A 15105-nucleotide genomic window follows, 5' to 3' on the forward strand; every position below is an offset into this window, starting at 1 on the left:
AGGTCAAGCGGGGATGGCAATTGCGGCCTGCAAGGCTAAGAGGGGGGCGATGAGCGATTCACCCAAAGCCAAAGCCGATTCCGACGCCGCGTGGAGCGCGATCGAGGATTTCGATTCACCGCCGATCGAGGCGCTGTTTGCTGCCGAACCCGACCGGGTCGAGAAGCTGGTGACCGACGTCGCCGGCATTCGTTTCGACTGGTCCAAGACGCATCTCGACAAGGACCTGGTCGACCTGTTCGTGGCGCTCGCGGATGCGCAGGGCCTGAAGGAAAAGCGCCGCGCCCTGTTCGCGGGCGAGGTGGTCAACGCATCGGAGGGACGCAGCGCCACCCATGTCGCCGAACGCGGCGAGGGCGCGCCCGAGGATAACGACCTCGCCAAGGCATTTCGCGGCCGCATGCGCAGCCTGATCGACGCGATCGAGGCCGAGGCGTTCGGAGAAATCGACGCGGTACTGCACATCGGCATCGGCGGATCGGCGCTGGGGCCGGCATTGATCGTCGACGCGCTGGGGCGTGGCGGGACGCGGCTCGACCTGCGCACGGTCGCCAACATCGACGGCGAGGCGATGGACGAGGCGCTCATCGGTCTCGATCCGGGTACCACGCTGATCGTCGCGGTCTCGAAAACGTTTTCGACCACCGAGACGCTGTCCAATCTCGAAAGCGCGCTCGACTGGCTCGACGGGGCGGGAATCGAGGATCCGATGGCGCAGGTCATCGCGGTGACCGCCAACCCGGACAAGGCGATCGGGTTCGGCATCGACGAGACGCGCATCCTGCCTTTCTCGGAAAATGTCGGCGGACGCTATTCGCTCTGGTCGTCGGTGGGCGTGTCGATCGCGCTGGCGCTGGGATGGGATGCCTACGAAGCGCTGCTCGAAGGCGCGGCCGAGATGGACCGGCATTTCAAGCTCGCGCCGCTGCACGAAAATGCGCCGGTGCTCGCCGCGTTCAGCGACCTCTATTACGCGCAGAACCGAGGCGCGGAGACGCGCGCGCTGTTCGCCTATGACGAGCGGTTGCGGCTGCTCGTGCCCTACCTCCAGCAGCTTGTGATGGAGAGCAATGGCAAGAGCGTGACTGCCGAAGGGCAGCCGCTCCAGCGCAATACCAGCGCGGTCCTGTGGGGCGGGGTCGGGACCGATGCGCAGCATGCCGTGTTCCAGCTGCTCCACCAGGGCAGCCATCTCGTCCCGCTCGAATTCGTCGCGGTGACCGAGAATGAGGACAGCCAGGACCCGCGCCAGCATCGCCAGCTTCTGCTCAATGCCTTCGCGCAAGGCGCGGCGTTGATGACCGGGCGCGATCATGACGATCCGGCGCGCGCCTATCCGGGCGACCGTCCTTCGGCGACCGTGCTGCTCGACCGGCTCGATGCCCGGACCCTCGGCGCGCTGATCGCCTTTTACGAGCATCGCACCTTCGTCGAGGCGGCGCTCCTCGGCATCAATCCATTCGACCAGTTCGGGGTCGAGCTGGGCAAGGAAATGGCGCGCGCGGTCGACGATCCCGAAGCGCGCGGCGAGTTCGACGCATCGACCCGGGCGCTGATCGAGAAGGCCGAGCTATGAGCTACGATCTGGTCGTCATCGGTGCCGGTTCAGGCGGCGTCCGCGCGGCGCGGATTGCCGCAGGGCACGGCGCGAAGGTCGCCATCGTCGAGGAATTTCGCGTCGGCGGCACTTGCGTCATTCGCGGCTGCGTGCCCAAGAAATTGCTGATCTACGGCGCACACTTTGCCGAGGATATCGAGGACGCGGCGCGCTTTGGCTGGGATATTCCCGAGCGCAAGTTCCACTGGGAAACACTGCGCGACAATGTTCTTGCCGAGGTCGATCGGCTCGAGGGTCTTTATCGCCAGACGCTCGCCAACAACGACGTCGACATTTTCGAGGCGAGGGGCGTCCTGAAGGGCGATGGCAAGGTCGAGCTGTCCACCGGCGAGACGATCGAGGGGAAGAAGATCCTCATCGCGGTCGGCGCGCGGCCGAACATGCCCGAGATCGAGGGCATCGAACACGCCATCAGCTCGAACGAAGTCTTCCACCTCGAAAAGCTGCCCAAGCGCGTCGCGATTGCGGGCGGGGGCTATATCGCCAACGAGTTTGCCGGCATTTTCAACGAGCTCGGCGCGCGCGTGTGCATCATCAACCGCTCGGACCAGATTTTGCGCGGTTATGACGAGCAAGTGCGTGATCGGCTGCTCCAGCTCTCGCTCACCAAGGGCATCGTTTTCCATTTCAACACGACCTTCGAAAGAATTGAGAAGCAGGAAGACGGCTCGCTCAAGCTCATCATGAATGGCGCCGATGACATGGTCGTCGACCAGCTGCTGTTCGCGACGGGTCGCAAGCCCAACATCGAGGGGCTGGGGCTTGAAGACGCCGGCGTCGAGATCGAGGACGGTGCAATCAAGGTCGACGACTATTCGAAGACCAGCGCCGACAATGTCTGGGCCGTGGGCGACGTCACCGACCGTATCCAGCTGACCCCGGTCGCGATCCGCGAGGGGCATGCCTTCGCCGACACCGAGTTTGGCGGCATGGACCGCAAGGCCAGCCACGACTGCGTGCCCAACGCGGTCTTTTCGCACCCGCCCATCGCGGCCGTCGGCCTGACCGAAAGCCAGGCGCGTCAGAAGTTCGGCAACGAGGTGAAGACCTACACGTCCGACTTCCGCGCGATGAAAAACGTGCTGGCCGACCGTAACGAACGCTCGCTCTACAAGCTGGTCGTCAACCCGCTCAACGACAAGGTGGTCGGAATCCACATGATCGGACCCGAGGCGCCCGAAATCCTGCAGGCCGCAGCCATAGCGGTGAAGGCGGGGCTCACCAAAGCGCAGTTCGACGACACGGTCGCGCTGCACCCGACCATGGCCGAAGAACTGGTGTTGATGCGCTGATGCCCAAGGCAGTCATTATCGGCGGCGGGCATAACGGCCTCGTCTGCTCCTACTACCTCGCCAAGAAAGGCTTCGACGTCACCGTCTACGAAGCCGCGGGCACGGTCGGGGGCGCGGCGGTCACCGACGAGTTTTCGCCCGGATTTCGCAACAGCGCCGCGAGCTACACGGTCAGCCTGCTCAATCCCAAGGTCATCGCCGATATGCAGCTCCAGGCCCATGGGCTGGAGGTGGTGCTACGCAAGATCGATAATTTCCTCCCCGGAAAGGGGCATGACTATCTGCTGGCGGGACGTGACGGGCTGACCCGGTCGGAGCTGGTGCGTCACTGCGCTGCCGATGGTCCGGCCTACGACCGCTACGTCGCCGATCTGGAAGGCATCGTCGCGCTCATCCGCAAATGGTTGCTGCGAAGCCCGGTGGAGGCAGGCGCGGGGCTTCGGGGGCTGCCCAAGCTGCTGTCGTTGGGCAAGGATTTGGTCGGGCTCTCTACCAACGAGATCGCGAAGCTCCATCGCTTCGCGACGCGCAGCGCGGGCGACATTCTCGACGAATATTTCGAAGGGGAAATGGCCAAGGCGCTGTTCGGCTTCGACGGCATCGTCGGCAATTTCGCCTCGCCCTACCAGCAGGGCACGGCTTACGTGCTGCTCCACCATTTATTCGGCGAGGTGAACGGCGTCGAAGGGGCATGGGGCCATGCCATCGGCGGGATGGGCGCGATCACGCGGGCGATGGCCAAGGCGGCGCGCGGCGCGGGCGTGGACATCGTCCTCAATAGCAAGGTCGAGGAAGTCATCGTCGATCGCGGCCGCGCGACCGGCGTGGTCGTCGGCGGCAAAGGCGTTCACGCCGACACCGTCGTCGCGGGGGTCAATCCAAAGCTATTGTTCGACCAGCTCGTGCCCGAAGGTGCGGTCGAAAGGCGGGTCGAGCGGCATTTCGCCAACTGGTCGTGCGAAAGCGCGACTTTCCGCATGAACGTCGCGCTGTCGCGCTTGCCCAATTTCACCGCCATCCCGGGACGGGGCGATCACCTGACCGCGGGCATCATCATCGCGCCGAGCCTCGACTATATGGACCGCGCCTATGCGAGCGCGTCGCTCGACGGCTGGTCGAGCGAGCCGGTGGTCGAGATGCTGGTGCCCTCGACGCTCGATCCGACGCTGGCGCCCAAAGGCAAGCATGTCGCCAGCCTGTTCTGCCAGCATTTCCGCTACAAGCTTCCAAATGGCCGATCCTGGGACGACCTGCGCGAGCAGGCGGCCGACCATGTCATCGCGACGGTCGACGCCTATGCGCCGGGCTTTGCCGAGAGCGTCATCGACCGCCAGATCCATTCGCCACTCGATCTCGAACGGCGCTTCGGGCTGGTCGGCGGCGATATTTTCCATGGCAAGATGGGGCTCGACCAGCTCTTCTCGGCACGGCCGATGATCGGTGCCGCCGATTATCGCATGCCGCTCGACGGGCTCTATCTGTGCGGGTCGGGCGCGCATCCGGGGGGCGGGATAACCGGCGCGCCCGGGCATAATGCAGCGCGGGCGGTCATTGCCGACAAACGCAAGCTGGGGAAAGTGGCATGAGCGCGCAGCCGTTGAAGGGCCTGAAAGTGCTCGACCTCTCGCGCGTGCTGGCGGGGCCGTGGTGCACGCAGCTGCTCGCCGACATGGGCGCCGAGGTGATCAAGATCGAGCAGCCGGGCGCGGGCGACGATACGCGGCACTGGGGGCCCCCCTGGCATGAGCATGGGGACGAGCGGGTCGCGGCCTACTTCCTTGCCGCCAACCGCGGGAAGAAGAGTGTGGCGCTCGATTTTTCTAGCGAGGAAGGCGCCGACATCGTGCGCCGGATGGCCGCCGAGGCCGACGTACTGGTCGAGAATTTCCGGGTTGGCGGGCTGGAAAAATACGGGCTGGACGCGGCGAGCCTGCGCAACGCCAATCCGCGCCTGATCTACGCTTCGGTGACGGGGTTCGGACAGGATGGGCCGTACGCCAGCCGTGCGGGCTACGACTATATCATCCAGGCGATGGGCGGGATGATGAGCGTAACCGGCCTGCCCGACGGCGAGCCGGGCGGTGGGCCATTGAAGGTCGGGGTCGCGATCGCCGACATCTTCACCGGCATGTACACGGCCAGCACGATCCTCGCCGCGCTGCACGAGCGTGAGCGGACAGACGAGGGTGCTCATGTCGACATGGCGCTGTTCGACACACAGCTTGCGGTGCTCGCGAACCAGGCGTCGAACGCAATGGTGTCGGGCCGCGACCCGCAGCGGCTGGGCAACGGTCACCCAAACATCGTGCCTTACCAGCCCTTCACCGCGAGCGACCAGCCGTTGGTGATTGCGGTCGGCAACGACCGACAGTTCGCCAAGCTTGCCGCTTTATGCGGCCACCCCGAATGGGCCGAGGACGAGCGGTTCGCGACCAATGCGGCGCGCGTCGCCAATCGGGACGCGATCGTCGCCAAGGTGGGGGCGGTGATTGCCGACCAACCGGCTGCATACTGGCTTGAGAAGCTGCTCGAGGCAGGCATCCCCGCCGGGCCGATCAACAAGATCACGCAGGCGCTGGACGATCCGCAGGCAACGCATCGCGGTGCCAAGCAGAAGCGTGGGGCAGGGGCGTTGGGTCCGGTGCCGATGGTCGGCTCGCCGATCCGTCTTGACGGCGTGCGCGCCGACGCCGACCTCGCGCCGCCCGCGCTTGGCGAGCATAGCGACGAGGTCTTGTCTGACTGGCTCGATGCGAATGCGCTTGCCGCGCTTCGCGACAAGGACGTCGTCGGCTAGAGCGCTTCTTCGTCCTTGCCGTAGCGCGACTGGATGAAGCGGCCTTGCGTTTCGAAGGCCTGCATGTCCGCCTTGGCGATCGTCTCGGCGAGCTCGGACAGCGCCTTGCGCCCTGCCTTGAGGCCGTCCACCAACCGTTCGTCAACGCTCATGCCTTCACCGTCGATACTGTCGCGCAAGCCCTCGGGAACATGCTCGTAGCGCTCGATCAGGCCGGGCAAATGCTTGCTCATCAAGCGCCGGGCTTCCTGCGCGTTGGGATCGAGCGTGGGAACGCGTGACAGGCTCTTCTTGAAGTCGGGCACCATCTTGTGGATCGCGTCGATCTCCGCGCGCGCGGCCTGCGGGAGGCGATTGCGCTTGCGGGTCAGGTAGCTGTCGAAGCGCGCAATCATGATCGCGTTGGAGACATCCTGCGGAAGGTCGGAAAGGCGCTCGACCTTGGGCCCGCCCCACATCGCCGCCATCGCGGCGAGGCCGATAGCCAGCCCGACTGCGCCAACGAAGCCGAGAATGCCGAGCGGAAAGAACCAGCCGAGGATAATCGCCAGGATGCTGACCGCGCCAACGGCGATGCCGGCGCGAATGAGCTTGGCGCCAAAGCCTCCCATGACGCGCTCATATTCGCGGCGGCGCGCCTCGCGGGCGGCGCCGTCATGCGCGTCGACCCGCTCCATCACCCGCTCGTAGCGGGCAAGCGTGCGGTCGGTCTTGGCCGCGACCTCGACGGCACGGTCCATTTCCAGGTTGTGCCGCTCGATCGTCTTGGTGAGGTCGGAAACGCTCATTGGAGACTACTGGCTTTCGATGGCTTCGAAGGGCGAGGGCTCGGGCGAGGTCTTGTTCTGTTCGACCCCTTCGGCGCGGGCGATGTAACCCTTCGACTTCTCGACCTCGTTTTCGAGCACGTCGACCGTCTGCTTCATATTGCCGAGCGCCTGCAGCTTGAACTGGTCGATCGTGTCCATCGTGTCATAGATGTTCTGGAATGCGCGCTGGAGCGTTTCGAGCGGGATGGTTGAACTCGCCGCCTGCTCGTGGATCTGCGCGGTGTTGGTCTTGAGCATCTCGCCAGTGCTGTCGATCATTCCGGCGGTCGTCGTGTTGAGCGCGTTGACCTGTTCGAGCACCAGCTTCTGGTTGGTCATCGCGCTGGCGACGGTTACTGCCGTGCGCAGCGCCGAGACGGTGGTCGTTGAGGCGCGGTCGACGCCCTTCACCAGCTCGACATTATTCTTCTTCACCAAATCGAGCGCCAGGTAGCCCTGCACCGTGACCGCCATCTGCGTCAGCAGGTCTTGCGTGCGCTGGCGCGTATAGAAGAGCGCGGTTTCGCGCAGCGCCTTGGCTTTGGCAGGCTCGGTCGCGTCGAGCTCGTTGGCCTTCGCCTCGAGCTGGGCATCGAGCGTCTTGGAGATGTGGATCATTTGCTCGAGCTTGTGCATCGTCTTCCACAGCCCGGCGCGCTCGGTGTCGATCGAGGCGTTGTCCATCAGCAGCTCGTCCTTGCCGTTCTGCAAGGCGGCGAGCACCGCGCTGATGTGGCTCTGGCTGGAGCGATACTTGTCGAAATAACGGTCCATCTTGCGCCCGAACGGGATGATCCCGAGGAATTTGCGTTTCGACATCCGCTTGCTGTTCTCGCTCGGATCGAGATCCTCGACCACGCGACGCAATTCGGTGAGGTCGGCGCCGATGCCGGTTTCCTTGTCGATCGCCTTGACCGGGCGGTCGAGAAAGCGCGAACTGGCCCCCGCGGCCTCGGCGATCTCGCGCCGGCCCATTGCGGTAAGCTGGTCGACCTTCTTGCCATATTCCGGGCTGTTGGGATCGAGCGCGGTCAGTTCGTCGATGAACTTGTCGACCTTGCCCTCGAGCTCGGTCTTCTCTTCGGTCTTGAGCGGGACGAGCCCGGCCGCCTGTTCGGCCTCGAGCGGCTGGAGCACGTTAGGCGGGTCCAGCGTCAGCTTGGTCTTGGTTTCGGTCGTGGTCTCGGTTTCGGTGGCCATGAAAACCTGTCCTTCAACTATCTGTGTCGTGGAACGTGGCGTGCCGAGGCACTCGGCGCAACCATTTCCGCTGTATTATCGATGTAATACGCAAGTGCTGTGTCTGCAAGTCCCGCGACCCGTTTCGGGACAGATTTCATGGTCAGTATCCCGTTAACCATGGGGCGCAACGGTTCGCTCACCCTGTTCGGTATATTCGGCCCAATGATTTGCGGCAATTTCGCCAGGAGGCAACGCGTATGAAAAGCCTGTTCAAGCGCATCTGGAATGACGACCGAGGGAATATGCTGGTGCTGGCAGGCGCCACCATGCCCATCATCGTTGGGGCCGCGGGCCTCGCGACCGATACCGTGCAATGGACCGTCACCAAGCGTCAGTTGCAGCGCGCAGCGGACTCGGCGGCCTTCGCGGGCGTCTATGCCAATATGCAGGGGCAGACTGTCAACGACGCGGTCGCGGACGATCTGGGTCATAACAACACGACTGGGCTCGCACCGGTCGGTGGGGCGCAGATTACCTATCCGGCGGATACTGCGGACTACAGCAACGCCGTGCGCGTCGAGCTCACGGTGCAGCGCCCGCTGAGCTTTACGTCGATGTTCCTGACCCGGCCGGTGTCGATCACTGCGGCAGGGACGGCGGCAATCACGCCTACTGGCGAATATTGCGTAATCAGTCTGGAAAACTCCTCGGCGACAGGGATCACCGCGTCGGGGTCGACCGGTGTCGATCTGGGCTGCGGGATGATCACCAATTCCACCTCGCTTGATGCGGCGGTGGCGCAGGGCGCCTCGTCAGTGAATGCCAGCCCGATTGCGGCAGTCGGCGGGATCGACACGACGGGGAACTGGGGCGAAGACACGCAGTTCCTACCGTTCACGCTGGCACAAGAAGATCCGTTTGAGGACGTGACGGCTAACCCGCCATCTAGTTGCGACGGTGGCCAGCTGAGAGTCAATCCGGGGGTCACCAAGAACGTCTCACAGGAGGAGGACCCGGAAGACAATTGCTACACGCTGATGGACCTCAAGGGTAATGTTACTTTCGAACCCGGTGTCTACTACATCTCGGGCGGGGACATGAAGATCAACTCGGGCGCAGTCGTGAATGCGACGGGCGGCGTAACCTTCATCCTGACCAACGTGTCGACCGCAACTAGCGCCTCGATCGGCAATACTGACTGGAACGGTGGCGCTACCATCAAGATCGAAAGTCCCGACACGGGCGATTATGCAGGTATTGCAGTCTACCAGGATCGACGAGCTACTGACTCCGGTACCGGGCCTAAGATCAATGGCGGGAGCGGAAGTGAGCTGGAAGGCGCTTTTTACTTTCCGTCGCGCGAACTTACATTCAACGGCAACGCGGGAATGACAACCAACTGCGTGCAAATGGTTGCACGTCGCGTCAAGTTCACCGGCAACAGTAATATCTCAAATTCATGCGACTCTTCGGGCGGAGCCCAAGCCTTCGAAGGTCAGCATGTTCGGTTGGTGGGGTAAGGCCATGCGTAATCTCAATACACTTCGTCGCGACGAGCGTGGGACCTCGGTCATCGAACTGGCACTTATCGCGCCGATCCTCGCAACAATGATTATCGGTACCATCGACCTGTCCACCGCTTACTCCGAAAAGCTCCGCCTCGAGCAGTCGGCACATCGAGCGGTTGAAAAGGTTCAGGCACTATCTGCCAATGGGACGACCGCAGGCACCTTGAAATCTGAGGCAGCGGAAGCCGCCGAAGTAGAAGAAGAAAACGTTACGGTGGAATATTGGCTGGAATGTGATGGTGTTAAGCAGGCTGATTACGACACGACCTGCGGAGATGGCGAAACGTACGCACGCTATCTCTCGGTCGAGATCGTTGACGAGTTCACTCCATTCTTTCCGCTCAAAACGTTCGGCGCGAATGACAATGGAAAATACGACATTTCAGGCAAGGCAGGGATCCGCACGCAATGATAAAATTCTTGAAAAAGCTACACCGCGACCATCGCGGTACCGCAGCAGTCGAATTTGCGTTCGGCGTGCCGATCTTCGTGACCTTCGTCATGGGCTTTTGGCAGGTGGGCCTGATCTATTGGGCCAATGCCGGCGTCCACAACGCACTGGGTGAAGCCGCGCGCTTCGCGACGGTTTGGCCGGTTCCCAGCACCGACGAAATCGAAGACATGGTCGAAGAGAAGGATTTCGGAACCCATAACGGGACGCTTACGACCGTCGATGCCGATCCGCGGGGCGATGGGACGATCCTGCTCAGGATTGTCTATTCGCAGCCGACCGACTTCATCTTTTTCGAAGGCCCTACCATTGAGGTCGAACGCGAAAAACTGATCTACACGCCCGACGCGACCGCGGCTGACGCCGATGACGACGCTGATGAGGGTTCGGGTGGGACTGGCGGCACCGGCGGTGACGGCGGCGATACCGGTGGCGACACGGGTGGCGATGACGGCACCTGCTGGCACCCCAATCCGAAGAAGTGCCAATAGCCAAATTGGAAAGGCGGGTCTCGGCCCGCCTTTTTTTTTATTTCTTCGCGCGCGCCGCAAAAAAGGCGGTGATGACCTCGCGCACTTCGTCGGACGTCAGGCGTTCGGCAAAGTGGCTGTTCTCCAGCGACATTCGCTCCTTCACCGCCTCGCGATCGACCTTGCGCAGCAGTGCCTGCGTCAGGCGCATCGACTGGGGCGGGCGCGAGAGGAACAGCGACTTCAGTCGATCGAATTCGGCATCGAGCCCGCCCTCGTCGGCGACATGGCTGGCGATGCCGTAGGACAGCGCTTCGTCGGCGCCGAAACTCTCGCCCAGAAGCAGCACCTTTGCCGCCACACGACGACCGGCAAAGCCCGGGATGATCATCGAGCTGGCGGCTTCGGGAACCAGGCCCAATTCGGTGAACGGCATTTTGAAGCGGCAGCCACGCTCGGCGACCACCAGGTCGCTGTGCAGCAGCATGGTGGTTCCGATACCGACCGCATTGCCCTGAACGCCGGCGAGGATTGGGACCTCGTTGTCCGCCAAGGCGCGCAGAAACCGCCAGACGGGAATGTCGCTTCCGTCGCGCGGCATTTCAGCCATGAAATCCATGAGATCGTTGCCGGCGGTGAAGTCCTGGCCCTCGCCGCGCAGGGTAATCAGTCGAATGTCGTCATTGCCCTGCGCGCTCTCGACCGCCTCGGCGAGCTTGGTGTACATTGCGACCGTAATCGCGTTGCGCGCCTCTAGACGGGCGAAGGTGATCGCCATCACACCATCGGAAATGTCGACCTTCACGTGTTCGGTCACGAATTTTCTCCTCGAATCGGGTGACGGCACTGCTTCCCCTCGCTATCGCTTGGGCGACCACAGCGCCAGACCGGGAGCCCCGAAATGAAATTCTTCGCCGACACCGCCGACACCGATGCCATCCGCGAACTTGCCGCGACCGGTCTGCTCGATGGCGTGACGACCAATCCGTCGCTGATCAAGAAGTCGGGACGCGACATCATCGAGGTCACGAAGGAAATTTGCGGCATCGTCGACGGGCCGGTGAGCGCCGAAGTCGTCGCGACCGAGCATGACGCGATGATGAAGGAAGCCGAAGCGCTCCGGAAGATCGCCGACAATATCGCGATCAAGGTACCGCTGACCATCGACGGGCTGAAGACCTGCAAGAAGCTGACCGACGACGGCACGATGGTGAACGTCACGCTTTGCTTCTCGGCGAACCAGGCGTTGCTCGCGGCGAAGGCGGGGGCCTCATTCATCTCGCCCTTCGTGGGGCGGCATGACGATATCGGCTATCCGGGGATCGAGCTGATCGCCGACATCCGCATGATCTACGATAATTACGACTTCCCGACCGAGATCCTGGTCGCGTCGGTGCGCAGCCCGATCCACATTCACGACAGCGCGAAGCTGGGTGCCGACGTCATGACTGCGCCGCCCGAAATCATCTGGAAGATGTTCAACCATCCGCTCACCGACAAAGGCCTCGCCGCATTCCTCAAGGACTGGGAAGCGACCGGCCAGAAGATCGGCTGAGCGCGGTCCGTTAAATCGCGGGAAACTGCCATCCGCGTTAACCGAAGCGACGAAGTATTAACCCCGTTCGGCCACCATGATGGCCATGGCAGAAGTGATTCGCTTTGAAGAGGTGGCCGTCGCCAAATTGCGCGATCGGCTCGGGGCGGTGGAGACGGCGAATGCCGACCTCATCGCCTATGCCCGCGGCCACCACCGCGCGACCAATGCCATCCACGATGCGGTCCTCGCCATTCTCGCCGCCGAGGGCGTCGAGGACGCGCTCCAGATGATCGTCGAGTTATGGCCGGGCCTACTCGGCATCGACCGCGCGACGGTCGCGCTAGTGATCGGCGACACGGCCTATCGCGTCGATGTTGACGGCACCTATTCGCTGGAGCCGCAATGGGTGGAGCGGGCCTTCGCGCTCGCCGATCCGGTCGCGCTGCGCACGGGCGACCACGGCGACGCATTGTTCGGCGCTGCAGCGCGCGACATGAAGAGCGAAGCGATCATCCGTATCGGTGATCGTCATTCGGGCAGCCCTTTCGGCGTGTTGCTGCTGGGTGAAGAACGCCGGCGCGAATTGCCGGGCGGCGAAGGCACCAGCCTTCTCGCCTTTCTCGGACGCTCTCTCGGCGCTATGATCGGCGGGTGGACGGGGACCAACCGCTAGAAGAGCATCCGGCTCGCGCACTGGCAGTACGCTGGGGCGATCATCTCGCGCATAATCTGAGGCGTAGTCCGCACACGGTGCGCGCCTATGTCGCCACCGCTCATCGCTTCATTGACTTTCTCGGCCGCTATCGGGGCGAGGAAATCGGCAAGTTCGGCCTGTTGGCGCTGAAGGCGCAGGATCTGCGTGCCTTCCTGTCGGATCGGCGATCGGAAGGGCTGGGCGCTTCGTCGGCGGCGCGCGAGATGTCGGCAGTGCGCGCCTTCCTGACTTTTGCCGCCGAAGATCAGGGCCATGTCCCGCAAGTGCCCAAGACGCGCGCGCCGAGGCGCCCCAAGACCCTGCCGCGCGCGGTCGCGCCCGACGAGGCGACCGCGCTCGCCGACGAAGCCGAGGCACAGGCGCTGGTCGATTGGATCGGCAAGCGCGATCTGGCGGTCCTGCTGCTGCTCTACGGCTCGGGCCTCCGCATTGCCGAAGCCTGCGGCTTGACCGGCTCGAGCGTGCCGCTCGGTCGGACGCTGCGCGTGACGGGCAAGGGCGGCAAGATGCGGGTCGTACCGATCGTGGAGAAGGTGCGCGAGGCGGTCGATGCCTATGCTACGGCCTGTCCCTATCCGATCGAAGCCAGCGAGGCGCTGTTCAAGGGCGCACGCGGCGGGCCGCTGTCGCCCGACATGGTACGCCGCTCGGTGCGCAAGGCGCGCGACATGCTCGGCCTTCCCGATACGCTGACGCCGCACGCGCTACGCCACAGTTTTGCGACGCACCTGCTCGCGGGCGGTGCCGACTTGCGCTCGCTCCAGGAACTGCTCGGCCATGCCAGCCTGTCTTCGACCCAAATCTATACGAAGGTCGATGCCGCGCGCCTGCTCGACGTTTATCGCAACGCGCATCCACGCGCTTCTTAGTGGTAAAGTTGGCCCCGATGCGCGGGGGGAGAGTGCGACATCGGGGCCTTGTTGGACACCGCCGGGACCAGCAGCGATGCGAGGAGCCCTGGACCATCGCTCGGAAGCGTCGGGCTCCTGCACATCGCGATGGCGCGGCGTGCTTAACGCGGACTTAAATGCCGGAAATGGAGGGTTTCGGACGTGATCGGCTGACGCGAGAGCGCGGCTATTCGCTATCGTTCCGGACCTTTTTCCCGACATTGCGGTGGGTCCAGAGCCGCCAGACATAGCCGACCACGAGCACCGCGATGACCGTGTTGGACACCGGACCGAGATAGGCGTCGATCTCGTCGATATTCTCGCCCAGCTTGTAACCGGCATAGGCGAGCATCGCGGTCCAGCCGAAGGTGCCGATGGTGGACGCGATGAGGAAGCTCTTCATGCGCATCTTGAGCAGGCCCGCGGGCACCGACACGAGGCTGCGCACGGTCGGCAGCATCCGGCCGAGAAAGACGAAGAAGGTGCCGTGCTGCTCGAACCAACGCTGCGCGCGTTCGACTTCCTTCCACGTGACGGTCAGCCAGCGGCCCCAGCGATCGATGAATGGCTTGAACCGCTCGATGCCCAGCGCGCGGGCGAACAGGTACCAGAGGAAATTGCCCGCCATCGCCCCGAACGTGCCGGCGACGACGACGAGCCAATAGTCGAGCTCGCCCTGGCCGGTGCGGATGCCCGCGATCGACATGATCAGTTCGGACGGGATTGGCGGGAACACCGTCTCGATGAACATCAGGAAGGCGATGCCCAGATAGCCCGCCCCGTCGATCAGGTTGACGACCCAGTCGCTCATTGTTCGGCGAGCGCCAGCCGCGTTTCGACCGCATCCCAGATTGCGGCCGCGCTATTGATGCCATCGAACTTGTCGAGCGCGACGATGCCGGTGGGGGAGGTCACATTGATCTCGGTGAGCATGCCGCCGATGACGTCGATGCCGACGAACAGCAGCCCGTTGTCCTTGAGCGTCGGCGCCAACGCGTCGCAGATTTCCTGTTCGCGCACCGTCAGTCCGACTTTTTCCGCTCGACCGCCCGCGGCGAGGTTCGAGCGGATTTCGCCCTTGCCCGGAAGACGGTTGATCGCGCCGATGGGCTCGCCGTCGACGAGAATGATGCGCTTGTCGCCCGCGGTGACGGCAGGAAGGAACGCCTGCACGATGAAGGGTTCGTCGCCGAGCGACTGGAACATTTCGACCAAAGCAGCGAGATTGGCGCCGTCGTCGCGGACGCGGAACACGCCTTCGCCCGCCTTGCCATGCAAGGGCTTGATGACGATGTCGCCATATTCGTCGTGAAACTCGCGCACCTGCGGCAGCGAGCGGGTGATCAGGGTCGGCGGCATATAGTCGGCGAAATCGAGCACCATCAGCTTCTCGGGCGCATCGCGCACGGCACGCGGGTCGTTGAGCACGAGGGCTTCACCCTGCACGCGTTCGAGCAGGTAGGTGGCAGTGATATAGCCGATGTCGAACGGCGGGTCCTGCCGCATCCAGACGACGTCGGTCTCGCGCCCGAGATCGACCATCCCGCGATGCCCCGCCTTAAAGTGGCTCTCGCCGCCCGGCGTGACGGTCACGTCGCGCGCTTCGGCGACTACGCGACCGTCGACATAGGACAGGTGGCGCGGCTGGTATTCGAGCAGGCGGTGCCCGCGCTCCTGCGCTTCGACCATCAGTCGATAGGTGGAATCCCCGGCGACCTGGATCTGCTTGATCGGGTCCATCTGAAAAGCGACGGTGAGGCTCATGGGGAGGAGGTA

General features: G+C 63.6%; 15 protein-coding genes. 10 read left to right on the plus strand and 5 right to left on the minus strand.

The genetic code is table 11. The annotated features are described in order from the left end of the window. Nucleotides 1-49: 49 nt before the first annotated feature. The 4 genes from pgi to KTQ36_RS05525 are packed head-to-tail and all read left to right on the plus strand — an operon-like array spanning nucleotide 50 to nucleotide 5707. Nucleotides 50-1576 carry a glucose-6-phosphate isomerase gene (gene pgi, locus KTQ36_RS05510; RefSeq protein ID WP_218632713.1) on the plus strand — a complete coding sequence of 509 codons (1527 nt, stop codon included), beginning with the start codon at nucleotides 50-52 and terminating at the stop codon, nucleotides 1574-1576. Continuing rightward, nucleotides 1573-2910, plus strand: coding sequence for a glutathione-disulfide reductase (gene gorA, locus KTQ36_RS05515; RefSeq protein ID WP_218632714.1), 1338 nt, complete (start codon nucleotides 1573-1575; stop codon nucleotides 2908-2910). Before pgi ends, gorA begins: the two co-directional genes overlap by 4 nt. Next, nucleotides 2910-4496 carry a phytoene desaturase family protein gene (locus KTQ36_RS05520; protein ID WP_218632715.1) on the plus strand — a complete coding sequence of 529 codons (1587 nt, stop codon included), beginning with the start codon at nucleotides 2910-2912 and terminating at the stop codon, nucleotides 4494-4496. The genes gorA and KTQ36_RS05520 overlap by 1 nt, the downstream gene beginning before the upstream one ends. Then, nucleotides 4493-5707: a CaiB/BaiF CoA transferase family protein gene (locus tag KTQ36_RS05525; protein WP_218632716.1), complete on the plus strand. Its 1215-nt coding sequence runs from the start codon at nucleotides 4493-4495 to the stop codon at nucleotides 5705-5707. Before KTQ36_RS05520 ends, KTQ36_RS05525 begins: the two co-directional genes overlap by 4 nt. Here the strand turns inward: KTQ36_RS05525 and KTQ36_RS05530 are convergent. Further along, nucleotides 5704-6495 carry a hypothetical protein gene (locus KTQ36_RS05530; protein ID WP_218632717.1) on the minus strand — a complete coding sequence of 264 codons (792 nt, stop codon included), beginning with the start codon at nucleotides 6493-6495 and terminating at the stop codon, nucleotides 5704-5706. The two genes, KTQ36_RS05525 and KTQ36_RS05530, sit on opposite strands and share 4 nt — an antisense overlap. A 6-nt stretch (nucleotides 6496-6501) precedes the next feature. Then, entirely contained in the window at nucleotides 6502-7716 is a 1215-nt protein-coding gene (locus KTQ36_RS05535) for a toxic anion resistance protein (RefSeq protein WP_218632718.1), read from the minus strand. Between the two features lie 239 nt (nucleotides 7717-7955). Here KTQ36_RS05535 and KTQ36_RS05540 point away from each other — a divergent pair, with 239 nt between their 5' ends. Genes KTQ36_RS05540 through KTQ36_RS05550 form a run of 3 tightly spaced genes read left to right on the plus strand, consistent with a single transcriptional unit; the run spans nucleotide 7956 to nucleotide 10208 of the window. Next, the gene (locus KTQ36_RS05540; RefSeq protein ID WP_218632719.1) at nucleotides 7956-9218 is read left to right on the plus strand and encodes a pilus assembly protein TadG-related protein; all 1263 of its coding nucleotides are present in this window, start codon (nucleotides 7956-7958) and stop codon (nucleotides 9216-9218) included. A gap of 4 nt (nucleotides 9219-9222) precedes the next feature. Continuing rightward, nucleotides 9223-9678: a TadE/TadG family type IV pilus assembly protein gene (locus KTQ36_RS05545; RefSeq protein ID WP_218632720.1), complete on the plus strand. Its 456-nt coding sequence runs from the start codon at nucleotides 9223-9225 to the stop codon at nucleotides 9676-9678. Between the two features lie 8 nt (nucleotides 9679-9686). Further along, nucleotides 9687-10208, plus strand: a complete 522-nt coding sequence (locus KTQ36_RS05550) for a TadE/TadG family type IV pilus assembly protein (protein ID WP_218632721.1) — start codon at nucleotides 9687-9689, stop codon at nucleotides 10206-10208. Nucleotides 10209-10245: 37 nt separating this feature from the next. Here the strand turns inward: KTQ36_RS05550 and KTQ36_RS05555 are convergent, their stop codons facing one another. Next, the gene (locus KTQ36_RS05555; protein ID WP_218632722.1) at nucleotides 10246-11004 is read right to left on the minus strand and encodes an enoyl-CoA hydratase-related protein; all 759 of its coding nucleotides are present in this window, start codon (nucleotides 11002-11004) and stop codon (nucleotides 10246-10248) included. A gap of 84 nt (nucleotides 11005-11088) precedes the next feature. Between KTQ36_RS05555 and fsa the strand changes: the two genes are divergently transcribed. From fsa to KTQ36_RS05570, 3 genes are all read left to right on the plus strand, one after another. Next, nucleotides 11089-11742 carry a fructose-6-phosphate aldolase gene (fsa, locus tag KTQ36_RS05560; RefSeq protein WP_218632723.1) on the plus strand — a complete coding sequence of 218 codons (654 nt, stop codon included), beginning with the start codon at nucleotides 11089-11091 and terminating at the stop codon, nucleotides 11740-11742. An 85-nt stretch (nucleotides 11743-11827) separates the two neighbouring features. Next, complete coding sequence (locus KTQ36_RS05565; protein WP_218632724.1) at nucleotides 11828-12397, plus strand: DUF484 family protein; 570 nt, start codon at nucleotides 11828-11830, stop codon at nucleotides 12395-12397. Next, on the plus strand, nucleotides 12376-13308 hold the full coding sequence (locus KTQ36_RS05570; protein ID WP_218632725.1) for a tyrosine recombinase XerC: 933 nt from the start codon (nucleotides 12376-12378) through the stop codon (nucleotides 13306-13308). The genes KTQ36_RS05565 and KTQ36_RS05570 overlap by 22 nt, the downstream gene beginning before the upstream one ends. Nucleotides 13309-13516: 208 nt before the next feature. Here KTQ36_RS05570 and KTQ36_RS05575 read toward each other — a convergent pair whose 3' ends face one another. Further along, nucleotides 13517-14140 (minus strand): DedA family protein, encoded by a 624-nt coding sequence (locus tag KTQ36_RS05575; RefSeq protein WP_218632726.1) that lies wholly within the window; start codon nucleotides 14138-14140, stop codon nucleotides 13517-13519. Next, entirely contained in the window at nucleotides 14137-15093 is a 957-nt protein-coding gene (gene gshB, locus KTQ36_RS05580) for a glutathione synthase (protein WP_218632727.1), read from the minus strand. The genes KTQ36_RS05575 and gshB overlap by 4 nt, the downstream gene beginning before the upstream one ends. Nucleotides 15094-15105: the final 12 nt, after the last annotated feature.

The sequence above is a fragment of the Sphingomicrobium clamense genome (assembly GCF_019264355.1).
Lineage (GTDB): Bacteria > Pseudomonadota > Alphaproteobacteria > Sphingomonadales > Sphingomonadaceae > Sphingomicrobium > Sphingomicrobium clamense.

Coding starts and splice junctions, on each gene's coding strand:
- pgi (WP_218632713.1), top strand. CDS start 50: ATGAGCGATTCACCCAAAGCCAAAGCCGATTCCGACGCCGCGTGGAGC.
- gorA (WP_218632714.1), top strand. CDS start 1,573: ATGAGCTACGATCTGGTCGTCATCGGTGCCGGTTCAGGCGGCGTCCGC.
- KTQ36_RS05520 (WP_218632715.1), top strand. CDS start 2,910: ATGCCCAAGGCAGTCATTATCGGCGGCGGGCATAACGGCCTCGTCTGC.
- KTQ36_RS05525 (WP_218632716.1), top strand. CDS start 4,493: ATGAGCGCGCAGCCGTTGAAGGGCCTGAAAGTGCTCGACCTCTCGCGC.
- KTQ36_RS05530 (WP_218632717.1), bottom strand. CDS start 6,495: ATGAGCGTTTCCGACCTCACCAAGACGATCGAGCGGCACAACCTGGAA.
- KTQ36_RS05535 (WP_218632718.1), bottom strand. CDS start 7,716: ATGGCCACCGAAACCGAGACCACGACCGAAACCAAGACCAAGCTGACG.
- KTQ36_RS05540 (WP_218632719.1), top strand. CDS start 7,956: ATGAAAAGCCTGTTCAAGCGCATCTGGAATGACGACCGAGGGAATATG.
- KTQ36_RS05545 (WP_218632720.1), top strand. CDS start 9,223: ATGCGTAATCTCAATACACTTCGTCGCGACGAGCGTGGGACCTCGGTC.
- fsa (WP_218632723.1), top strand. CDS start 11,089: ATGAAATTCTTCGCCGACACCGCCGACACCGATGCCATCCGCGAACTT.
- KTQ36_RS05565 (WP_218632724.1), top strand. CDS start 11,828: ATGGCAGAAGTGATTCGCTTTGAAGAGGTGGCCGTCGCCAAATTGCGC.
- KTQ36_RS05575 (WP_218632726.1), bottom strand. CDS start 14,140: ATGAGCGACTGGGTCGTCAACCTGATCGACGGGGCGGGCTATCTGGGC.
- gshB (WP_218632727.1), bottom strand. CDS start 15,093: ATGAGCCTCACCGTCGCTTTTCAGATGGACCCGATCAAGCAGATCCAG.